This is a genomic window from Rhodococcus sp. IEGM 1318, assembly GCF_033142465.1.
GTDB classification, from domain to species: domain Bacteria; phylum Actinomycetota; class Actinomycetes; order Mycobacteriales; family Mycobacteriaceae; genus Rhodococcus_F; species Rhodococcus_F qingshengii_B.
Genome location: NZ_JAWLSC010000016.1, coordinates 14,523 through 36,537 on the forward strand (window position 1 = coordinate 14,523; position 22,015 = coordinate 36,537).

Annotated in this window: 19 protein-coding genes; 9 read left to right on the top strand and 10 right to left on the bottom strand. The window is 63.5% G+C overall.

Going from position 1 to position 22,015, the window contains the following annotated elements; all coding sequences use genetic code 11:
• Positions 1 to 20: 20 nt before the first annotated feature.
• From R4P65_RS28490 to R4P65_RS28510, 5 genes are all read right to left on the bottom strand, one after another.
• On the bottom strand, positions 21 to 1,151 hold the full coding sequence (locus tag R4P65_RS28490) for an acyl-CoA dehydrogenase family protein (protein WP_317829003.1): 1,131 nt from the start codon (positions 1,149 to 1,151) through the stop codon (positions 21 to 23).
• Between the two features lie 8 nt (positions 1,152 to 1,159).
• On the bottom strand, positions 1,160 to 2,335 hold the full coding sequence (locus tag R4P65_RS28495) for an acyl-CoA dehydrogenase family protein (protein WP_317829004.1): 1,176 nt from the start codon (positions 2,333 to 2,335) through the stop codon (positions 1,160 to 1,162).
• Positions 2,336 to 2,442: 107 nt separating this feature from the next.
• Entirely contained in the window at positions 2,443 to 2,889 is a 447-nt protein-coding gene (locus tag R4P65_RS28500) for a hypothetical protein (protein ID WP_317829005.1), read from the bottom strand.
• A 66-nt stretch (positions 2,890 to 2,955) separates the two neighbouring features.
• Complete coding sequence (locus R4P65_RS28505; RefSeq protein WP_230817456.1) at positions 2,956 to 5,490, bottom strand: ABC transporter permease; 2,535 nt, start codon at positions 5,488 to 5,490, stop codon at positions 2,956 to 2,958.
• A gap of 4 nt (positions 5,491 to 5,494) precedes the next feature.
• A complete protein-coding gene (locus R4P65_RS28510; protein ID WP_317829006.1) occupies positions 5,495 to 6,268 on the bottom strand; it encodes an ABC transporter ATP-binding protein in 774 nt (257 codons plus the stop codon).
• A 262-nt stretch (positions 6,269 to 6,530) separates the two neighbouring features.
• On the opposite strand from R4P65_RS28510, the gene R4P65_RS28515 reads away from it, so the two are divergent.
• The 4 genes from R4P65_RS28515 to R4P65_RS28530 all read left to right on the top strand — a co-directional run bounded on the left by R4P65_RS28515 (position 6,531) and on the right by R4P65_RS28530 (position 11,164).
• Positions 6,531 to 8,093 carry a long-chain-fatty-acid--CoA ligase gene (locus tag R4P65_RS28515; protein ID WP_317829007.1) on the top strand — a complete coding sequence of 521 codons (1,563 nt, stop codon included), beginning with the start codon at positions 6,531 to 6,533 and terminating at the stop codon, positions 8,091 to 8,093.
• A gap of 22 nt (positions 8,094 to 8,115) precedes the next feature.
• The gene (locus R4P65_RS28520) at positions 8,116 to 8,526 is read left to right on the top strand and encodes a YchJ family protein (protein WP_317829008.1); all 411 of its coding nucleotides are present in this window, start codon (positions 8,116 to 8,118) and stop codon (positions 8,524 to 8,526) included.
• Between the two features lie 56 nt (positions 8,527 to 8,582).
• A complete protein-coding gene (locus tag R4P65_RS28525) occupies positions 8,583 to 9,173 on the top strand; it encodes a hypothetical protein (RefSeq protein ID WP_317829009.1) in 591 nt (196 codons plus the stop codon).
• 92 nt (positions 9,174 to 9,265) lie between these two features.
• Complete coding sequence (locus R4P65_RS28530) at positions 9,266 to 11,164, top strand: ABC transporter ATP-binding protein (RefSeq protein ID WP_317829010.1); 1,899 nt, start codon at positions 9,266 to 9,268, stop codon at positions 11,162 to 11,164.
• Between the two features lie 101 nt (positions 11,165 to 11,265).
• On the opposite strand, the gene R4P65_RS28535 is transcribed toward R4P65_RS28530, so the two are convergent.
• Entirely contained in the window at positions 11,266 to 13,041 is a 1,776-nt protein-coding gene (locus R4P65_RS28535; RefSeq protein ID WP_230817450.1) for a DEAD/DEAH box helicase, read from the bottom strand.
• A 102-nt stretch (positions 13,042 to 13,143) separates the two neighbouring features.
• Here R4P65_RS28535 and R4P65_RS28540 point away from each other — a divergent pair, with 102 nt between their 5' ends.
• The 4 genes from R4P65_RS28540 (at position 13,144) to R4P65_RS28555 (ending at position 17,405) form a co-directional block, all read left to right on the top strand.
• Positions 13,144 to 13,971, top strand: a complete 828-nt coding sequence (locus R4P65_RS28540; RefSeq protein ID WP_317829011.1) for a carbon-nitrogen hydrolase family protein — start codon at positions 13,144 to 13,146, stop codon at positions 13,969 to 13,971.
• 55 nt (positions 13,972 to 14,026) lie between these two features.
• Complete coding sequence (locus R4P65_RS28545; protein ID WP_317829012.1) at positions 14,027 to 14,653, top strand: phosphoribosyltransferase; 627 nt, start codon at positions 14,027 to 14,029, stop codon at positions 14,651 to 14,653.
• Positions 14,654 to 14,779: 126 nt separating this feature from the next.
• Complete coding sequence (locus R4P65_RS28550; RefSeq protein WP_058228429.1) at positions 14,780 to 15,478, top strand: hypothetical protein; 699 nt, start codon at positions 14,780 to 14,782, stop codon at positions 15,476 to 15,478.
• A gap of 139 nt (positions 15,479 to 15,617) precedes the next feature.
• Complete coding sequence (locus R4P65_RS28555) at positions 15,618 to 17,405, top strand: long-chain fatty acid--CoA ligase (protein WP_317829013.1); 1,788 nt, start codon at positions 15,618 to 15,620, stop codon at positions 17,403 to 17,405.
• Between the two features lie 55 nt (positions 17,406 to 17,460).
• Here R4P65_RS28555 and R4P65_RS28560 read toward each other — a convergent pair whose 3' ends face one another.
• From R4P65_RS28560 to R4P65_RS28570, 3 genes are read right to left on the bottom strand one after another with little or no spacing between them, the layout of a single operon-like run.
• Positions 17,461 to 18,486 carry an NAD-dependent epimerase/dehydratase family protein gene (locus R4P65_RS28560; RefSeq protein WP_317829014.1) on the bottom strand — a complete coding sequence of 342 codons (1,026 nt, stop codon included), beginning with the start codon at positions 18,484 to 18,486 and terminating at the stop codon, positions 17,461 to 17,463.
• 48 nt (positions 18,487 to 18,534) lie between these two features.
• The gene (locus R4P65_RS28565) at positions 18,535 to 19,905 is read right to left on the bottom strand and encodes an FAD-binding oxidoreductase (RefSeq protein WP_317829015.1); all 1,371 of its coding nucleotides are present in this window, start codon (positions 19,903 to 19,905) and stop codon (positions 18,535 to 18,537) included.
• Positions 19,902 to 20,603, bottom strand: coding sequence for a FadR/GntR family transcriptional regulator (locus R4P65_RS28570; RefSeq protein WP_317829016.1), 702 nt, complete (start codon positions 20,601 to 20,603; stop codon positions 19,902 to 19,904). Before R4P65_RS28570 ends, R4P65_RS28565 begins: the two co-directional genes overlap by 4 nt.
• Positions 20,604 to 20,695: 92 nt before the next feature.
• Between R4P65_RS28570 and R4P65_RS28575 the strand changes: the two genes are divergently transcribed.
• On the top strand, positions 20,696 to 21,313 hold the full coding sequence (locus R4P65_RS28575; RefSeq protein ID WP_317829017.1) for a cysteine hydrolase: 618 nt from the start codon (positions 20,696 to 20,698) through the stop codon (positions 21,311 to 21,313).
• Positions 21,314 to 21,318: 5 nt separating this feature from the next.
• On the opposite strand, the gene R4P65_RS28580 is transcribed toward R4P65_RS28575, so the two are convergent.
• Entirely contained in the window at positions 21,319 to 21,960 is a 642-nt protein-coding gene (locus tag R4P65_RS28580) for an alpha/beta hydrolase (RefSeq protein ID WP_317829018.1), read from the bottom strand.
• Between the last annotated feature and the right edge of the window lie 55 nt (positions 21,961 to 22,015).

Below are 22,015 nucleotides of genomic sequence, written 5' to 3' on the forward strand. Positions count from 1 at the left end.
CCTACCTGAGTCGTGAAAGGTCAGACCACGCTGACCATCTCGTGATCAGCCACACCGGCAGCCAACACCCGAAGGTGGTCTTCGGTGCTACCGAGCGTGTGCTCGATCGCAACGAGTCGGCTCACGTAATGACCCACCGGGTATTCGGCGGTCATACCGATGCCACCGTGCATCTGAATTGCTTCCTGACCGATGAGCCGAGCCGAACGCCCGATCTGCAACTTCACCCGCGAAGCGATCACGGGATCGACGACGCCGTCGGCAAGGGACATCGTCGCGTAGAGACTCATACTGCGCGCCAACTCGAGCGAGACGTACAGGTCGGCAGCGCGGTGCGTCAGCGTCTGGAACTTCGCGAGCGGAACACCGAATTGCTTACGCGTCTTGAGGTATTCGGTGGTCAGTCGCAGCGCCTCTTCCATCGCTCCGACAGCCTCGGCACACAGAGCAGCCTGCTCACGGATCTGCGCGGCTTGAATCAGAGCGGAAGCGTCGCCGCCCTCACCGAGCGCTTCGGCCGGAGTGTCGGTGAACTCGATCTGCGCACCGCGCAAACCGTCGTGAGTGGCGTAAGACTTGCGCACCAAACCGGAGGCATCGCTCTTGACGAGGAACAGTCCGACGCCACCGCTGGGGAGCGCAGCGCTCACGACGAGGATGTCCGCCGTCGCGCCGTGCCCGACGGGATTCTTGATCCCGGTCACGGTCCAGCCGCCGTCGACCTGCGCCGCGGTCGTAGCACGTTCGGTTGCCGGCCAACGGATTCCGGGTTCTTGATCGGCGAACGCCAGGAACGTGACGCCTTCGGCAACACCGGGAAGAATCGACGACCGCTGCTCTTGGCTGCCGCCTTCGGAGATGAGTCCGCCCGGCGTCACGACCGCGTCGAGTACCGGCTCAGGGGCCAAGCGTCGACCGATCTCGGTCATGACCGCGCCGGTTTCCACCGGACCCGCGTCCATGCCGCCGTCGTCCTCGGAGAACGTCAGGCCAAGCAAGCCGACCTCGGCCAGCTGCTTCCAGACCTGCGGGCTCCATCCGGGATCGGAGTCGATGATCGCATTGCGCTTCTCGGCGTCGTAGCTGCGCGCGAGGAGATCCTTGGTGGTGTCGCGGAGAAGTTTCTGCTCGTCGTTGAGTTCGAAGTCCATGCCACGCCTCACAATCCGAGGATCGAGGAAGCGATGATGCTGCGCTGCACTTCGCTCGATCCGCTGTAGATGGATACCTTGCGGTAGTTCAAGTACGTCGGGGCAGTGAGCTGCGCCCAGCTCGCGGAGGCGATGTCGCTACCCGCGTCGTACGGCAGTGAATCGGGGCCGGCCACGTCCATCAGCAGTTCGACACTCGCCTGCTGCAATTCGGAACCGCGAAGCTTCAGCAGCGACGACGCCGGATTCGGCTGTCCGTCAGCAGAACTGGCGACCACTCGGAGCTGAGTGAGCTCGAGGGCAAGCAATTCATTTTCGAGTTCGGCGAGTCGGGCAGCGAAGAGCGGATCTTCGAGCAGTGTTCCGTTGCCGACCTTGACCTCGGCAGCGCGAGCCTTGGCCTGCGCGAGACGAACCTTCGAAAAACCGACGCGCGTGACACCCGTGCGCTCGTTGCCGAGCAGGAATTTGGCGTAACCCCAGCCCTGGTTCTCTTCACCGACCAGGTTCTCTCCCGGGACGCGGACGTCCTCGAAGAACACTTCGTTGACCTCGTAGCCGCCGTCGATCAGCTTGATCGGGCGGACCGTGACGCCAGGCGTCTTCAGGTCGACGAGGATGAACGAGATGCCCGCCTGACGCTTGGGCGCATCGGGGTTGGTACGCACGAGGCAGAAGATCCAGTCAGCGTACTGTCCCAGCGTCGTCCACGTCTTCTGGCCGTTGATGACCCAGTCGTCTCCGTCGCGGACCGCACGAGTCTTGAGCGAAGCGAGGTCGGAGCCGGCCTCGGGTTCGGAGAATCCCTGGCACCACCAGATGTCGAGGTTCGCAGTCGCCGGAAGGAACTTCTCCTTCTGCTCCTGCGAGCCGAAGGCTGCGATGACCGGACCGACCATGTTGGCATTGAACGCCAACGGTTCGGGGACCGACGCGAGCTGAAGTTCGTCGAGCCAGATGTTGTGCTGGACCGGAGTCCAGTCCTTGCCTCCCCACTCGACCGGCCAGTGCGGTACCGCCAGACCGTGAGCGTTGAGGATCTGCTGCGCCTCGACCATACGGTCGCGCCCCAACTCCTCACCGTGGGCGTACGCCTCCCTGATGTCCGCGGGGATTTGCGTACGGAAGAACGTCCGCATCTCGTCGCGGAACGCTAGTTCCTCGTCGGTCAATGCCAGGTTCATCGGGATTCCTTCGCACTCGAAACCGGATTCATGTTCGGTTTGACCGTACCCCGACGACTCTGGAGGCGGAACAGGTACCGCAAAAAACGGCACTCAGGGCCGACTCCCTACACGGTTTTGAGGACCAACAAGTAACCCCCGCCCGCAGCGTCGATGCTCGTTTCGACTTTCAGCGATGGAGCCAGCCGCGACAACCGATCGATCAACCAGTCCGACGCTTCCTGGGCGTCGTCCTTGCCGGGGCAGCGAGCGACGGCGACGCGGCCACCCTTTCGCTCGAGTTGCTCCACGACCCCGATGATCGGAGCGGGATCCACGACGAACAACCGATCCGGCCATTCCACAACAGGTTTGACCGCACCCTTCTTGGTGTTGCATGCGCGGTGTGCCAAGCGTTCGACGCCACCTTTGGTCTTGCCACCCTTTTTTGCGGTGTTGATGCTGTCGATACTCGGTCCGCGCGGATCGTTGACGGACATGTCCGGATCGACCGTTTCGTCACACAGCCAGCAGCGCCAGGATTCACGTTCGCCGACTTCTTGAAGGGTGCTCATGCGGCAACGGTACCGTGCGCACTTTCGGCTGTTACCGCTACCAAAAGTGCGCACGGGCCGAAGGCCCTACATGTCCGCAATCGCCTCCAGCGGCTTCGTCTTGGCCGCTCTGTTGGCCGGCCACAGCGCCGCCAAGACTCCGACTACACCGGAGCCGATCAGCATTCCGACTACCTGACCCCACGGGATCGTGATCTTGTCGAGGCCCTGATCCGCGAGAGTGCTGACGAACGCCCACCCGAACGCGATGCCGAGAACAACTCCGACTGCCGCGCCGTACACCGCGATGAGCACCGATTCAAGGTAGATCGTGCGTCGCATCTGTCCTCGCTGCATGCCGACAGCTCGCAGCATTCCGATTTCTCGTCGCCGCTCGACCACCGAGAGTGCCAACGTGTTGATGATGCCGAGGATCGCGATCACGACCGCGAGTGCCAGGAGACCGTAGAGGATCGCCAACAACGTGTTGATCTGCTGGCCCTGAGTTCCCTTGAACTCCTCGCGATCCTGCACCTGGACGACAACGTACTTCTCCGTCGCAGTTTCGAGTTCGGAACGCAGCGTCGTCAGATCCGCCCCCGGCTTCGCCTTCACCAGAACCACGAAGTCCGGCAGGCTCTCCGCCGGCATCAGCTTCCGGTACGCCTCGTCCGAGACGATCCACGAACCGATCAGTTGGTTGTCCTCGAACACTCCCGCGACAACGGTCTGGTACTCGACGCCGCCGGGACCGGTCAGCGTCTGAGTCGAGCCGACAGTCCACCCCTTGTCGTCCGCAGTCGACTTCGAGACAAGCATGTTGTTACCGGTCAGATCGACCGTGCCCTCGAGGATCTTGTACTCGAGCACGCCTTCGATCGGGCCGTCGAACGAAGCGCCCTGCTCGTCCTCACCGTCGACCTTCGCGCGCACTCCATGCAAGGACGTCGCGCTCTGCACATCGGGCACCTGTCGGACGGCGTCGGCCGCACCGCGCGGCACACCGATCGCGTTGGGACCGGTCAGGATGTAGTCGGCCGAGACACCCACGTCCACCAGGGCATTGATGCTCGCCTTGGCCGAAGATCCGAACACTCCGATGACCGTCACCAGCATCAGGCCGAGAGTCAGTGCGAATGCCGTTGCGGCCGTGCGACGGGGATTGCGCACCGCGTTGGTACGAGCCAATCGGCCGATGGCGCCGAACGGCTTGGCGAACACGGCACCGAGCGCACCGACGATCGGCCGCGACAGTGCCGGAGCACCGAGAAGAACCGCGATGATCAACGAGAACGCGCCGAGTCCGACTATCAGAGCGGCGCCGCCGCCGGTACCGCGAGAGCCGAACACGAGCAGTGCCACACCGACCACGCCGAGGATCGCACCGATCAGCGTCCGCACTCGCAGTGAGTCACCGGTAGAGGCGAACTCCTCACGCATGGCCGCCACAGGTGGGATCTTCGACGCACGACGAGCCGGGGCGTACGCACTGAGCGTCGTGACGACGACGCCGACCACCAACGCGACGATGATCGTGCGGGCACCCACCTGGAGCGGGCCTTCCGGCAGACCGACATCGAATGTGTTGAGCAGACTGCGCAATCCGTAGGCGAGACCGATACCGCCGAGCAGACCGATGATGCTGCCGATGAGTCCGACCACGAGCGCCTCGGTGACCACGGAACGGCCGACCTGCGCTCGGCTGGCACCGATTGCACGCAGCAGTGCCAGCTCACGAAGGCGCTGCGCCACGATCATCGAGAAGGTGTTGTAGATGATGAACGTTCCGACGAGCAGAGCAATCGCACCGAACGCCAACAGGAAGTAGTTGATGAAGCTCAGCGCCGAGTCGACCTCGGCCTTGGTCTCCTCACGAACCTGGTCACCGGTCTGCACCTTGAGATCAGGGAATACCTGCTCGACGCGTTGCTGCAGTTCCGTCTGCGAGACCCCGGCGCCCGCAACGTCGATGTATTCGACGTGCCGACCGTCGGTGAAGAGTCCTCGTGCCTGTTCGTCGGTGAAGAGCGCACCGATGAATCCACCGGTGTCGCTACCGGCACCTTCGTAGATGCCGGACAGCGTCACGTCCACGATTCCGCGGGCCGGTGCCAGAACCTTGGCGGAGTCCCCCACCTTCAGTCCGGCTCGCTCGGCGGCGCTGGTGTTCAGCGCGACCTGGCCGGTCTGTGTCGGAGGCGCGCCCTCGACGAAAGTGTCGGGTTCTGCAATCGCCTGGCCCGGCGGTAGGTAGGACTGACCGATACTCGGCGCGCCGCCGGTCTGAACAGCACCGCCGTCTGCATTGATCAGGACGATTTGTCCGCTGACGGCCGGGGCTACCGCCCGGACGCCGTCGACCGCCGCAAGTTTGTCGACGTCCTCCACTGGAACGCCGCTGGTGTTGCGGTCTTCCATCGATACCCGGACGTCGACGCCCTGGGCGGTGTTCTCGAAAATCGAATCGAAAGTCTTCTGGAGGGTGTCGGTGAAAACGAACGACCCCGCGACAAAGGCCGTGCCCAGCACCACTGAGAGAACCGTCAGCGCAAGTCGCACTTTGTGTGCCGCCAAGTTGCGCAGGGAAACCTTGCGCATAGGCGAGTTGCTTACCGAAGCCATGTGCTCAAGCCCCGGCTTCCACGTTCACGACCGCCTGCGGAGCGTCCAGACGCTTCATCCGGTCGAGGACCGAATCCGCCGTCGGCTCGCGCAATTCGTCGACGATCTTGCCGTCCGCGAGGAATACCACCCGATCGGCATACGCCGCTGCCCGCGGATCGTGCGTCACGATCACCACGGTCTGATTGAACTCGTCGACCGCTGCGCGCAGGATCGAGAGCACCTCCCCGGAGGACTTCGAATCGAGGTTTCCGGTCGGCTCGTCGCCGAAGATGATCTCCGGCTGACCCGCCAGCGCACGCGCACACGCCACACGCTGCTGCTGACCGCCCGACAACTCGCCGGGCCGATGATCGAGCCGATCCCCGAGCCCCAGCTTGGTCAGGACGCTGTCCAGCCAGGTCTGATCCGCTTTGCGTCCTGCGATGTCGAGCGGCAACGTGATGTTCTCGAGCGCCGTCAGCGTCGGCACCAGGTTGAACGCCTGAAAGACGAATCCGATGCGGTCGCGTCGTAGTTGCGTCATCTGTTTGTCGGAGAGCGTCGTGAGTTCCGTGTCGCCGATGAGGACAGAACCCGAACTGGCGGAATCCAGACCGGCGAGGCAATGCATCAGCGTCGACTTGCCGGAACCGGATGGCCCCATGATCGCCGTGAACTCACCGCGGGAAAAATCTGCGGACACCGAACTGAGGGCGTGCACCTGCGTATCTCCGGTGCCGTAGGTCTTGGACAGGCCGACTGCGCGGGCCGCGACATCCTGGGCGTGCGAACTCATGATCGCCTTTCCTGTTCACTTCGGTGCTACTTTGCGGGCGTGACGGGCGCCCGTGAAAACACGGACGCCCGCAATGGTTGGTTCCATCCTGTCGGGTGTGGGGCCCGCCCGCCATCGGGGACCACCCTGATATCCACGGCCGAGCCGATCAGGGTCTGAGAATTGACGGCCATCCCAGGGGCGTGCATTGGCGAGAAACAGCGATATGAATGGCGGGCGCACACTAACCTTGTGACACCAATCACACGAGAGAGGCGGCCGAATGTCCGACGCCACCGCTGGAATCATTTTCGATCGGCTAGAGCACTGGGCGACGGTCAAGCCTGATCAAGCAGCGATGACCTTCCAAGGGACCGAGTACACGTGGGCACAGTGGCGGGACCGCATCTTGCGTATCGCCGCCGCCCTCGCCGAATCCGGCATCGGCGCCGGCGACACTGTCGCGTTCGTCGACAAGAATCATCTGTCCTGCCTCGAAGTCACCTACGCCGCCTCACTGCTCGGCGCCGCGAATGTCATTCCCAACTGGCGACTTTCGGGCGAGGAGCTGGATTACGTCCTCGCGGACTGTAGCGCTCGCATTCTGTTCGTCGGCAGCGATCTCCTGCCCCAGATCGTCGCCATGCGCGACCGATTGACGGCCGTCGAATCGATCTTCGCCGTCGGCGGTGAACACGACGAGTTCGAACCGTGGATCGACGAGGTCACACCACTGCACTCCCGCCCCGAGGTGAGCCCCGATGCCACCGCTCTTGTTCTCTACAGTTCCGGGACGACCGGTCGCCCCAAAGGTGTCCAGCTCACGCATCGAAACCTGTTCGCGCACAGCAATAATGTCCTCGAAATCCTGCCGGCCCACGAGGATCACCGATTCTTGATCGCGATGCCGATGTTCCACGTCGGCGGAACGTGCTACGCCATCATGGCAATTCACACCGGTGGGCGCTGTTACTTCACGAGAGAAGCCGACGGACCGTCGATCTTCGCCGGTCTCGCCGCCGGAGCCAACATCGCCTTTCTCGTCCCACCGGTCATTGCCGGAGTCCTCGCCGCAGGCGAGCAGGCGGTCGCCGCCTTCAAGGCATTCAAACGCATTACGTACGGCGCCGCCCCCATGCCCCTTCCGTTGTTACGAGCAGCACTCGAGGCTTGGCCGGACACCGAGTTCGTCCAGGTCTACGGTATGACCGAAATGGCAGGTGTCATTACTGCGTTGATGCCGGACGTCCACCGCGACGAGTCGCAGATGGAGCGCATGGCGTCGGCCGGTACAGCGATTCCCGGCGTCGAGATGCGCGTCGTCGACCCCGTCACGCTCGAGGACGTGCCCACCGGTACAACCGGCGAACTGTGGTGGCGATCCGAGCAGTGCACACCCGGATATCTGGGCAAGCCCGAGGCGACGGCCGAAACCATCACACCTGACGGATGGTTGCGCAGTGGCGACATGGGCCGCGCCGACTCCGGCGGCTTCGTGTTCATCGAGGACCGTCTCAAGGACATGATCATCACCGGCGGCGAGAACGTCTACTCCCCCGAGATCGAACGCGTATTGGTGGAGCATCCGGCAATCGCGGAGGTCGCGGTCATCGGTGTTCCCGACGACCGCTGGGGTGAAACCGTCAAGGCCGTCGTGGTTCTCACCGCCGATGCGCAGATCGACGAAAACGAACTGATCACCTACACACAAGAACGTCTCGCAAAGTTCAAGTGCCCGACGAGTATCGACGTCGTCGAGATCCTTCCTCGCAATCCCACCGGAAAGATCCTCAAACGCGACCTCCGCAAACCGTACTGGGAGAACCGCGAACACAAGCTGGTCTGAGAACCCGTGCTGTAATGGGGCGGTGACCTCGAGCCGCCCCACTACACCCCGACCGAACGATCCGTGCCCGTGCGGCAGCGGCAACGAGTTGGTCGAGTGCTGCGGCAAGTACATCAGTGGGGCGGCGCATGCCCCGACCGCCGAAACCCTGATGCGTTCGCGTTACACGGCTTTCGTCGTAATTGACGACGAATACCTCACGCGGACTTGGCATCCCGACAATCGACCCACCGAACTCGATCTCGATCCCAACCAGAAATGGCTCCGGTTGGAGATCCTGGACACCGATCGAGGCGGCCTGTTCGATCCCGACGGCGTCGTTGAATTTCGCGCTCACTACGCATTCGGGCGCGAGCGGGGAATGCTCCACGAACGCAGTCGATTTGCGCGAACTGACGGCAAGTGGCTCTACATCGACGGCGATATCGGTTAGGTAACTCCGGGCACCGCCGCCGCGGAACCCGATAACGCGAGCCCTACGATCGAGTCATGACAACGAACCGGACGAGATCATTTGCCGCTGTCGCTGCCATCGCAGTGGGCGTGAGCCTGACTGCCTGTTCGCAGGACGCGGAGACCACTCCCACGGCAGCCACCTCGGCCGTCACCTCGACTTCGAGCGCCGCAGCGTCGACCACAGAACCAGTCCCGACAGACAGCTCCGACAAGACATCGGCAGCGGGCACCGAATCCAAGCTCACCGTCGTCGACGTCCGCGTGGGCGAGCACGACGGATTCGATCGCGTCGTCTACGAGATGGGCGGCACCGGCACACCCGGATGGCGCGTCAAGTACGTCGACGCGGCCACGCAGGAAGGCAGCGGAAAGCCCGTGGACATCCAGGGCGCCGCAGTGATCCAGGTCCTGATCGACGGTTCCGCCTATCCCTTCGACAGCGGAGTCGAACAGTACTCCGGCCCCAACCCGATTCCCGGCGTCGGCGGAGTCGTGACCGAGGTCAACGGGTCGAACGTGTTCGAAGGAGTCACGCAGTCGTTCATCGGGGTGACCGAGAAGCAGCCGTTCACGGTGACGACGCTCAGCGATCCTCCGCGAGTGGTGGTCGACGTCGCCCGCTGAGGCCGCACTTGACCTGAAGTTTGGTTTAGGTTCTACCTTCGTGTCGTACCGGCCGCGTAATCTTCGTGGCCGGCGACCGGAGGGGCGAAGTCATGAGCATGGAAGTCACCGCGTGGAACGCGATGTACAACGCGATGCACGCACAAGAAGATCGGCGCCCGTTCTCGAAGGCGACACTGAAGCGGATCGCGACGTTCGCAGTCCCGCAGAAACGCAATCTCAGCTGGTACCTCGCACTGAGCGTCGTCACGGCTGCGCTTGCCGTGGCAACACCTGTCCTCGCCGGGCGCGTGGTCAACGCGATAGTCGGCGGCGACGCCGTCGACGTGGTCGTCAAACTTGCCGCCCTGATCGCATTGGTCGCAATTCTCGAAGCCGCTCTGGGCCTGCTGACCCGGTGGCTCTCGGCCAGCATCGGTGAAGATCTGATCCTGCATCTGCGCACCACCGTCTTCGATCACGTCCAGAAGATGCCGATCGCGTTCTTCACCAGAACTCGAACCGGAGCGCTCGTCAGCCGTCTCAACAACGACGTCATCGGCGCTCAGCGCGCCTTCAGCGACACATTGTCCGGAGTGGTCAGCAATCTGGTCACGCTGGTGATCACGCTGATCGTCATGCTCGGGATCTCGTGGCAGATCACCGTGCTCGCGTTGGTACTTCTCCCCATCTTCGTGATCCCCGCACGGCGGATGGGCGCAAAACTCGCGGCACTCAATCGTGAAGCTGCCAACCATAATTCGATGATGAGCACCCAGATGACGGAACGGTTCTCCGCTCCCGGCGCGACTCTGGTCAAGCTGTTCGGTCGCCCTTCGCAAGAGTCTGCGGAGTTCGCGGTTCGTGCCAGGCGTGTGCGCAACATCGGAGTCCGGACCGCGATGCTGCAGTCCGTCTTCGTCACAGCACTGACGCTGGTCTCCGCGCTTGCCCTTGCCCTCGTCTACGGCCTCGGCGGCTTCTACGCGCTGCGCGGTCAGTTGGACGCAGGCTCCGTCGTCGCGATGGCGCTACTGCTCACGAGGCTGTACTCGCCGTTGACCGCACTGGCCAGCGCCCGGGTGGACATCATGAGCGCTCTGGTCAGCTTCGAGCGCGTATTCGAGATTCTCGATCTGGCACCGCTCATCACCGAGAAGCCCGATGCACGCAAGGTGCCGGAGGGCCCGGTATCCGTCGAGTTCAAGAACGTCACTTTTGCTTACCCGTCTGCCGACAAGGTGTCACTCGCTTCGCTGGAGGAGGTCGCGATACTCGACACCCGCGGCGGCGAGGACGTGCTGCACGACCTCTCGTTCCGCACCGAGGCGGGACAGATGATTGCCCTGGTCGGCACATCCGGAGCCGGAAAGTCGACCGTGGCGCAGATGATTCCGCGCCTTTACGACATCGACTCCGGATCGGTCGAGCTGGGCGGCGTCGACGTCCGAGACCTCAGTTCCGATTCCATCCGTGAGACCGTCGGCATGGTCACGCAGGACGGGCACCTGTTCCACGAGAGCCTTCGATCCAACCTGCTCCTCGCGCGACCGGATGCCACCGAAGAAGATCTGCGTGAGGTCCTGGAGCGAGCACGGCTCACCGACCTGGTTGCGTCGCTACCCGACGGATTGGAGACAGTGGTGGGTGAACGCGGATACCGCCTCTCAGGCGGTGAGCGTCAACGCCTGACCATCGCACGACTGCTCCTGGCCCAGCCTCGCGTCGTCATCCTGGACGAGGCCACCGCGCATCTCGACTCGACGTCGGAAGCCGCGGTTCAGGAAGCACTCGGCGAAGCACTCGCCGGGCGGACTGCTGTGGTGATCGCACACCGTTTGTCCACGATCCGGGCAGCCGACCTGATCCTTGTCATCGAGGCAGGCCGGATCATCGAGCGCGGCAATCATGAGGATCTGCTTGCACGCGGTGGTCGCTACGCCGAGTTGTACCGCACGCAGTTCGACACCAACGCCAGGAAGAACAGCGCTCTCGAACCGACGCCGATCTGATACTGCCCGCCCCTGCCGCCGCCCCACAAAAACAGGCGCTGACCTCCTCACGGAGGTCAGCGCCTGTTTCAGTCTTTATGTCAAGACGTTGAAGCTGTACGTCAGTCGTTGTAGCGTTCGCGTCCGCCACCACGGCGGTCGTCACGTCCACCGCGATCATCGCGGCCACCACGGTCGCCACGCCCACTCGGACGTCCCTGCGGCGGGCCGAAATCAGGCTGCAGCTGGATCAGAACTCCGGAGATGCGTGTGCGACGCAGAGCTTCGAGAGTCTCGTTGGAGAGGTCGGCCGGCAGCTCGACAATGCTGTGATCCGGGCGAATGCTGATGTGCCCGAAGTCGCTTCGACGAAGCCCGCCCTCATTGGCGATGGCACCGACGATGGCACCCGGCACGACGCGGTGACGCTTGCCGACTGCGATGCGGTACGCGGCCAATTCCTGACCCTCGGGTCCACGCGAGCGAGGAGCCGGGCCGTCGTCGAAACGGCGAGGGGGACGAGGTTCACGGGGCTCACGCTCACGACGCGGCGGTGCCGGCGGCTCGGGAGCCAGCAGGAATGCCTCACCGTCGCGCGACTGCAGTGCCAGGGCGGCAGCGATGTCGATGAGCGGAACGTCATGTTCCTGGTCGTAGTCCTCGATCATCTTGCGGAACATCGCGAGATTCTCCGATGCCAAGCTCTCGGTGATGGAGTCACCGAACTTGGTCACACGCTGGGCATTGACGTCGTCGACACTGGGAAGCTGCATCTCCGCAAGCGGCTGACGCGTCGCCTTCTCGATGGACTTGAGCAGATGACGCTCACGCGGAGCGACGAACAGCAGCGCGTCACCCTGACGACCGGCGCGACCGGTACGACCGATGCGGTGAACGTACGACTCCGTGTCATGGGGGATGTCGTAGTTGACGACGTGGGAGATTCGATCCACGTCGAGGCCTCGAGCAGCAACGTCGGTCGCGACGAGGATGTCGAGGGCGCCGTTCTTGAGCTGACCGATGGTCCGCTCACGCTGTGCCTGGACGATGTCGCCGTTGATCGCGGCAGCCGAGTGCCCGCGGGCGCGCAGCTTCTCCGCCAGGTCTTCGGTGGCCTGCTTGGTACGGACGAAGATGATCATCGCCTCGAAAGCCTCGACCTCGAGGACTCGGGTCAGTGCATCGAGCTTGCGCTGATGAGCAACCTGAATGTAGCGCTGCGTGATGTTCGAGGCGGTCGACGTCTTGGACTTGACGGTGATCTCGACCGGATTGTTCAGGTATTGCTTCGAGATCCGGCGAATCGAGCCGGGCATCGTTGCCGAGAACAGGGCAACCTGCTTGTCGCCGGGGGTGTCGCGGAGGATGCGCTCGACGTCCTCCTGGAAACCCATCTTGAGCATCTCGTCGGCCTCGTCGAGAACGAGGTACTTGAGATTGGTCAGGTCCAGGGTGCCCTTTTCGAGATGGTCGATGACACGACCCGGGGTACCGACGACAACGTGCGCACCACGGCGCAGGCCGGACAGCTGGACGCCGTAGCTCTGGCCACCGTAGATCGGCAGGACGTTGAGTCCGGGGATGTGGGCGGAGTACTTGCCGAATGCCTCGGCAACCTGAAGCGCCAGCTCACGCGTGGGAGCAAGCACCAGCGCCTGGGTCTGCTTGATCGACGTGTCGATCCGCGACAGAACGGGAACTGCGAAGGCTGCGGTCTTGCCGGTACCGGTCTGTGCGAGACCGACGACGTCCTTGCCTTCGAGCAGTGGCGGAATGGTGGCAGCCTGAATGGGCGAGGGCGACTCGTAGCCCACGTCTGACAGTGCCTTCAGTACCCGATCATCGATGTCGAGGTCGGCAAATGTTGGGGGTTCGGGGTCACGCTCAATATCACTCATTTGACCAGCAGTTTAGCGGATAGAGTATAGACACGACGACATACCGGGGGTGCATTTACGACAGATCCACCCTCCCAGCGGGTTTCGCCTAGCGTAGGAAGCATGACCGCAGCCACCACAGCCACCCCCACCCAGACCGTTGTCGCGATTGCCCAATTCGCCCCGGGGACGGACAAGAAAGCCAACCTCGAATCACTGCGATCACTGGCTTCCGATGCAGCAGCACGGGGCGCGAAAGTTGTCGTGGCGCCGGAGTACTCGATGTTCACCGCACCGAAGACGGACGAGCGACTGATCGAGTCCGCGGAGGACCTGGACGGCGAATTCGGTTCGGCACTTGCGGCGGTCGCCGCGGAGTTCGGAATCTTCCTCGTGGCAGGAATGAACGAGCGAATCGACGACGTGAGCAGAATCTCCAACACCCTCGTCGCGGTGGACCCCAACGGCGAACTGGTGGCGACCTACCGCAAACTGCATCTCTACGACGCCTTCGGCTACCAGGAATCGGCCGTGATCCGTGCGGGCGACATCACCGAACCGCAGACTTTCGGGTGCGACGGCCTGACCTTCGGCCTCCAGACCTGCTACGACCTTCGTTTCCCGGAAGTCACCCGGCGCATCGTCGACGTCGGCGCTGACGTCTTGCTCCTGCCCGCCCAGTGGGTGCCCGGGCCGCTCAAGGAAGACCACTGGACCACTCTCGTGCGCGCCCGGGCCATCGAGAACACGATGTACATCGCAGCGGCGGATCAGAGCGCGCGCGGCGGCGCGGGTGCCAGCATGATCGTCGACCCGATGGGCGTCGTGATGTGTTCACTGGGCGAGCAGGTTGGGGTCGCCACCGCGGCTGTCACGGCCGCTCGAATCGCCGAAGTACGCGAGAAGAATCCCGCTCTCGCGCTGCGGAGGTTCACGGTCTCGTCTCGGTGACCTGCAGCGAGTAGCGTCGAACAGGTCGGGGTTCGAGCTTCTCGAGGACATCGCAGTGACCCAGTATCGGGATCGATCTTCCGCCGGCAAATTTCTGGCCGGGCGGCTCGAGTCTTTGCGTATCGACAAGCCGGTCGTTCTCGGACTCCCGCGCGGCGGAGTACCGGTCGCAGCGGAGGTGGCGGCGGCACTGAACGCTCCGCTGGACATCGTGGTGGTGCGCAAACTCGGCAGTCCGTACAACCCGGAACTGGCGATGGGCGCTATCGGTGAGGGCGGCGTGCGGGTCCTCAATCACGACGTCATCGCAGCGGTTCGCGTCTCGAAAAGAGAACTCGTCGCCGTCGAACGCGACGAACGACTCGAATTGGAGCGGCGAGCGCGACTCCTGCGCGAGGGCCGGACCCCGGTTTCCCTCCACGGACGCACTGCGGTGATCGTCGACGACGGAATGGCCACAGGTGCGAGCGCTGCAGTTGCCTGCCGGTGTGCGCGCACCGCGGGTGCCGCCTCGGTGATCGTCGCTGTACCCGTCGCCTCCCCCGAAGCCATGAGAGTGATCGCGTGCACTGCCGATCGCGTCATATGCCCCTTCGTTCCGGCACTGTTGGGCGGCGTCGGTGCTGCATTCGAGGACTTTCATCAACTCAGTGACGACGAAGTGCTGACCTTCCTCGCCTGAGAGACCACCTCTCGAGCCTGAGCGCAGTCCAAGAGATCTCTGAGAATTTGTGATGTGTGCAACATTTCGCTCCTCGGTGCCGATAGCCCAAATGGAACAAAAAGAATTCGGCTTTCTGGAGGAACCGTGACCATCTCGACCGATACCGTCGACGCCGTCGCAGCCGCGTGCCGTGACCGCCTGGGCGACCCGTCCGCCTGGGTTGCGTCAGACGCTTATCGACAGAGCCTCGCGCTGTGCATCATCGAATCCGTTCAGTCCACGTCGGGCCACAGCGAAGTGACCGTCGTCGATCGCTACCTCGCCTACCGGAAAGCCCGCGAAGACAAACCCGTCACGGACGGCGCACGCGAACTCCTCCGCACGTTCGAAGAAGCCGGGAGCTCGGACCAGTGGGCAGGCAAGATCGGCTCGTACAAGCGCCGCTACACGGCGACGGGTGTCCCGATCGAGGCACGTCACATCCAACAGGTCGCCGAGAAACTCCATCACTTGCGGATCAACAGCGTCGAGGACCTGCTTTCCGCTGCTGATTCCGACAACGCACTCGATGCGGTTCACCACGCCTGGGTCGACGCATGCGGAGACGGTTCCGAAGTGACCTGGGCGCACCTGTTGATGTTGGCGGGAATCCCCCACACCGATCTGGGCACCGCTGCCGACACCTTCATCAGCGCAACACTCGGCACCACCGAACTGCCGGGAGACACCTCGGAGATCCTTGCAGCTACTGCAGAGCAACTCGGAGTGGATCCGGACCGATTGGACTACGCAATTCGCCGCTGGTTGTCCGTGCACGGCCGCACGCTCCAACACGTCGCCTGAGTACCTGTAAACAGCCGGTCACACTAAACTGCAGGTCAGCGCCCGACCAGTTCTACCGAATAGTAACGACAGTGCAAAATGCCGACTAATGTGATGCAATGCACATCAGAAATGTCAGTAGTCACTGGAGGGGTCAATAGTGCGCGAGTTCTCAGTTCCACAGTCGTTCTCAATTCCGGAGAACGTTTCAATGGCCGACTCCGTGTTCCGTCATGCCGAAGAAGACCCCACATTCGTGCCGTTCAAGAGGCCGTCGAACGGTGGATGGGTCGATGTCACCGCAGCTGAATTCGCGAAGCAGGTCTCCGCAGTTGCCAAGGGCCTGATCGCTTCGGGTGTCGAGCTCGGCGACCGCGTCGCTATCCTGTCCGCTACTCGATACGAGTGGGTCGTTCTCGACTACGCCATCTGGACTGCCGGCGGATGCACCGTCGCGATCTACGAGACCTCCTCCCCTGACCAGGCGCAGTGGATCCTCGAGGATTCCGCGACGACACTTCTGGTCGTCGAAACGGCCAAGCACGCGGAGACCCACAAGGAAGTCACCGACGGCGCAGAAGCCCTCCGCGAAGTTCTGGTCATCGAGTCGGGTGCCATCGACGAGTTGTCCAGCCGCGGTTCCGCAATCACCGACGAAGAACTGCACACTCGTCGTCACCGGGTCACCGCAGCCTCGCCCGCGACCCTGATCTACACCTCCGGAACCACCGGACGCCCCAAGGGCGTTCAGCTGACGCACTCCAACTTCTACGCCGAGTCCAACGCCTGCCGCCTGGCCATGCCGGAGTCGATGGTCCCCGGCAAGAAGACGCTGATGTTCCTGCCGCTCGCCCACGTATTCGCGCGAGCGATCTCCTTCGGCGCTTTCGACGCCAAGGTCACCGTCGCCCACACGTCGGATCTGACGACGCTCCTCGAACAGTTCGCCGGCTTCAAGCCCAACTTCATCCTGTCGGTGCCCCGCGTGTTCGAGAAGGTCTACAACTCGGCTCGTCAGAAAGCTGTCGACGGCGGCAAGGGCAGCATCTTTGACAAGGCTGCTGCCACGGCCATCGAATACAGCGAATCCCTCGAAAAGGGTGACCCCGGACTGGCACTCAAGCTCAAGCACGCGGTATTCGACAAGCTCGTCTACTCGAAGCTGCGCGCAGCACTGGGCGGCGAGTGCGAGCGTGCAGTCTCCGGCGGCGCAGCCCTCGGTGCGCGCCTCGGCCACTACTTCCGCGGCGTCGGCATCCCGATCTACGAGGGCTACGGACTCACCGAGACCAGCGCCGCGATCACCGTCAACACCTCGAGCGCGCAGCGCGTCGGCACCGTCGGCAAGCCGATCAACGGCCACGCCGCCAGAGTCGCCGAAGACGGCGAACTCCTCCTGCAGGGCCCGGTAGTGTTCGCCGGCTACTGGCACAACGAGAAGGCCACAGCGGAATCCATCGTCGACGGCTGGTTCCACACCGGCGACCTCGGATCGATCGACAACGAGGGCTACGTCTCGATCACCGGCCGCAAGAAGGAAATCATCGTCACCGCCGGCGGTAAGAACGTCGCACCGGCAGGCCTCGAGGACTCTTTGCGCGCGCACGCTCTGATCAGCCAGTGCCTCGTCGTCGGTGACGGTCAGCCGTTCATCGGTGCACTGATCACCCTCGATCCGGAAACACTGCCCGGATGGGTCGAGCGCAACGGCCTACCCGCGAACACCGCGATTGCCGATCTGGTGAAGAACGCCGATCTGATCGCCGAGATCGACTCGGCCGTTGCCGACGCCAACAAGAAGGTCTCCAACCCCGAGCAGATCAAGAAGTACACGATCCTCGAGGTCGACTTCACCCAGGAGACCGGCGAACTGACGCCGACGCTCAAGCTCAAGCGCAACATCATTCACGAAGCTCACAAGACCAAGATCAGCGACCTGTACGCCTGATCCTCGTCTTTCACACGTCTGGCCCGGTTCGAATGCGAACCGGGCCAGACGCGTTTCAGTCTCCGGCGGACAGAAGTTCTCTTTCGATCTCCGGAGGCAGTCCGTGCACCGCACGATCCTCCCGCTGGGTCGGCAGAGTTTCCTGCTGCATCCACTCCCAGGTATCGCGCACGGTGCCTTCGACGGGACGGCACTGCAACCCGGCCCGCGCTGCCTTGGCGGTGTCGGCTTCGAGGAAACCCGCGAACTCGCCCTTTTGCGGGACCCAACACGGCAGTTGTGTCCACGGCTGCGCTCCAGCGGCCGCCAGCCTGTCCTCGTCGATCCACACCAATTCCGCGCCCGAACCGGTGGCGTCCACGCACGCCTGAAGGAGCCCGGAGGTTGTGGTGTGCCCGGACGGGCTGATGACGTCATATGCCCCGCCGATCCCTGCGACCAGTCCGGACAGGACAAAAGATGCGATGTCACGAACATCGACGTATTGCAGTGGCCTGGTCGGCACCCCGGGAGCAACGACGCGGCCTCCTGCGCCGATGCGCTGCAGCCACCACGGCAATCGCCCGATGTCCTCGTGTGGTCCGAGGATCAGCCCTGCCCTCGCGAGCAGTGCATTCGGGAAGAATTCCAGGACAGCGAGTTCGGCGCCGCGTTTGGCGGACGCGTAATCGCTGCCGTCGTCGGACGTCGCGGAAGCGGCGACCACAGGTGAGCACTCGTCGACGTGCGAGCCCCACTGGTAGACGGATCCGCTGGAAATGTATGCGTACCGTTCGACGTGACCACGCAAGACGCGTGCATTCTCACCGACCACCCGAGGGCTACCCGACCACGTGTCGACGACAAAGTCCCATCGACGGTCACCGAGCGCCTCGGCCATCGCTCGCTGATCGGTGCGATCCGCGAACAGGACCTCCGCATCAAGCGGTGGCGCTCCGGTGAGCCCCCGATGGAGCACTGTCACTTCCCAGCCCCGCGCCAGAGCGTCGTCGACGAGGGCGCGGCCGAGGAACCGTGTTCCTCCGAGCATCAGCAGCTGCATGACGGCCATCGTCACTCGAAAAGCGTCGTGCGGCAACATGTTCGTCTGGTAGCGCAATTTCCGGCGAGTGAGGCTCGAACGAAACGCTCAGATACCTCGCCCCGGATTGAGAATGTTCTTCGGATCGAATGCGGCCTTCACTGCGAGCATCATTTCGCGTTCGGTCTCGCCGACCATGTCTGCCATGTACGGCGCTTTGAGAACACCGATACCATGTTCGCCGCTGATCGTTCCGCCCAACGCCAGCGCCCCGGCGACGATGTCGTCGAACGCTCCGCGGGCACGATCCTGCGCTCCGGCTTCGGCGGCGTCGAACACGATGGTCGGGTGGAGATTTCCGTCGGCGGCATGACCGAAGGTTCCGATCGTGACACCGTGACGCTCGGCCGCCTCGCGGATGCACCCCAGCATGGACGGTAACGCAGGCACGGGCACCGCGACGTCGTCGAGTAGCACCGTGCCCAACGCCTCGAGAGCAGGTAATGCCATCCGGCGAGCCGCGGTGAACTCTTCACCTTCCACCGGATCGTCGGTGTGGAAAACTTCTCGCGCCCCGACGCTTTCGCACGCCGCGGCACAGTCCGCTGCCTCGGCGGCCGCTGACCTACCGTCGCACTGGATGAGCAGCATCGCCCCGGCCGATTCGTCCAACCCCATCTTCGTCAGGCGATTGACCGCGCCGATTGTGACGTCGTCCATCAACTCCATCTGACACGGTTCGGCCACTGCCGACACGGCGAGGACGGCATCGATTGCGGACTCCGCGGAATCGAAAAACGCGACAACGGTGGTCGCGACTGTTGGCGCTGTACGCAGACGCATCGTGGCTTCGACGATGACCGCCAGAGTCCCCTCCGACCCCACGAGCAGATGTGTCAGGTCCAGCCCCGCAACATTTTTGCGCGTCCGTGCACCGGTACGGATCACACGCCCGTCGGCCAGCACCGCCGTCAGGGCCGCGACGTGATCACCGGTGACGCCGTACTTGGCGCAACAGATGCCGCCCGCATTTGTCGCCAGATTGCCGCCGATACTCGAGATGGCCCGGCTTCCCGGATCCGGTACGTACCAAAGTCCCTGCTGTGCAGCAGCTTCGGCGAGGTCGCCGTTGATCACTCCGGGCTCCACCGTGGCGGTGCGCGCGGCGGGATCGATCTCCAGAATGCGATTCATGCCCGCGACGCTCAGAACGATGCATCCGTCGAGCGCGTTGGCGGCGCCGGTCAATCCGGTACCCGCCCCTCGCGTCACCACCGGAACGGAGAGTTCGTGGGCCACCGTCATGACGGCGACGACGTCGTCGACCGTCTTTGCCTTGACCAGCGCGGCGGGTCTTCCGGCTGCGGTGAGCAGTGATTGATCCCGGACGTACGCACCCATTCGGTCGGGATCGGTTGTGGCCCTGTCCCCCAGCGCTTTCTGCAAGTGTTCGCCCAACAGATCGATACTCGTGGTCATTCCGTTCGTCCTTCGTAGAATCCGCGCACGTGGCGCTCGACCAAATCGGCAGCCTCGTCGGAGGCGCCGCGCTCGATCGCGTCGGCGATACCCTCGTGTTCTTTCAGCAGTGCGCCGAGTGTGGCTGCCGAGTTCTGTCGCGCGTCGAGTTCGCTCAGCAAGTAGCCGGCGATGCTGTCGCGCAGAACCGCCATGACCAACCCGAACGCCTTGTTCCCGCCCGCTCCGGCAAGCGCAACGTGAAAGTCGACGTCTGCGTCGTGGAAGGCGACCGAGTCGTCGGCAAGCGTCGCGACGCGCATCCGCTCGATCGCGTCCCTGGCGTCGCCTGGCACCGCACCGACTGTGCGCAGTGCAGCGGCTTCGAGCAGCACTCGTAGTTCGACAAGATCGCCCAGGGGAACTGCACCCACCTGCAACGCGGTACTGAGGGCGGTGGCTGCGGAATCGGCCGTATGCTCGTGCGTCACCCGAGGTCTGGCTGTCGACGTTGTGTCCGCGCCGGTCAGCAATCCCTGCGCCTGTAGGACGCGAAGTGCCTCACGGACCGTCGATCGACCCACCGAGAACGTCTGTGCAAGTTCCTGTTCGGTCGGCAAAGCCTCACCGACGGGAAGCGAGCCGTCGAGTATTGCAGCGCGGATTCTTCCCGACACGGCAAGGCTGAGCGGCATGCGCGACAACGGAGTCGTATCCATGCCGCGACGCTACCACCCCTTGCCTGCTTGTCTGACAAACTGTTTAATTAGTTTGATTCGTGACCCGGACCACAACAGAGAAGGTGCCGACCATGACCGACAAGCTCGAATTGGATCCCGCAACCACCGCCGTCGTGCTCATCGAGTACCAGAACGACTTCACCACCGAAGGCGGCGTCCTCCACGAGGCCGTCGCACCGGTCATGGAATCGAACGGACTCCTCGCGAACACCGCCGCGCTGGTGGATGCGGCCCGCGCGGCGGGTGTCACCGTGATGCACGCACCGATCACCTTCGCCGAGGGGTACAACGAAATCACCTCGCATCCGTACGGAATCCTCAAGGGCGTCGTCGACGGCAAGGCTTTCGTGAAGGGCTCGTGGGGCGCCGCGATCGTCGACGACCTCACCCCGAAGGACGGCGACATCGTCATCGAGGGCAAACGCGGACTCGACACATTTGCCAGTACCAACCTCGATTTCATTCTGCGCAGCAAAGGAATTCGCACGATCCTTCTCGGCGGTTTCCTGACCAACTGCTGCGTCGAATCGACCATGCGCACCGGATACGAGAACGGCTACCGGGTCATCACTCTCACCGATTGTGTAGCCGGAACTTCGGTCGCCGAACACGAGAACGCGATCACCTACGACTACCCGATGTTCTCGCATCCCGTCACGTCGAAAGAGGTGCTTGACGCACTCGCCTGAGAGGCCTACCTGGAATGCGCGAGAAGGAATTCACGGGTGACGCCAGTGACACTGGCGTAAACCTTCTCGTGCAGTAGGTCGTGACCGGCGTCCTCGAACTCGCGCATCTCGACGTTGCGCAGCGTCCGGGCCCAGCCTCGGACCGGATCGACCGGCGCGATCCGGTCGTCGGTGCCGTGAACGACCAACACCGGAATCCCGGCTTCGGAGAGTTCCGCCCACCCGTGTTGCTCGACCGCGCTGCGCGGAATGCCGCACAGCACCGCGGAGGCAAAATCGTGGTCGCGATGAGCCAGCATCGTCAGCGCCGCCACCGCACCCAAGGAATGGCCCATCACCGCCTGCGGGACGTCGGGCAGTTCCGCCAAAGCGATGTCAGCCAGCGCGGCTGCGTCGGCAGCAAGATCGGACAGCGGAGCGCCAACCCCCGGATCACCCTCCGACAAGCCGTGCCCGGTGTGATCGATCGCCCACACGTCTATCCCCGACGCCGTCATAGCACCCGCGAAGCGGTGGTACTGACCGCTGTGCTGACCGAGACCGTGAAGAAAGACCAATGACACCGTGGGCACCGCACCCCCTGCCGCCGGCCAATGCCGAAAGTGCACCTGACCGGTTCGTCCGTCGAAGAAGGGCATGATCGTCATTCTGCACTCCGCGACCGGTATCCGCGGCGCGTGGGCGATTACTGGCGGGTTGCCT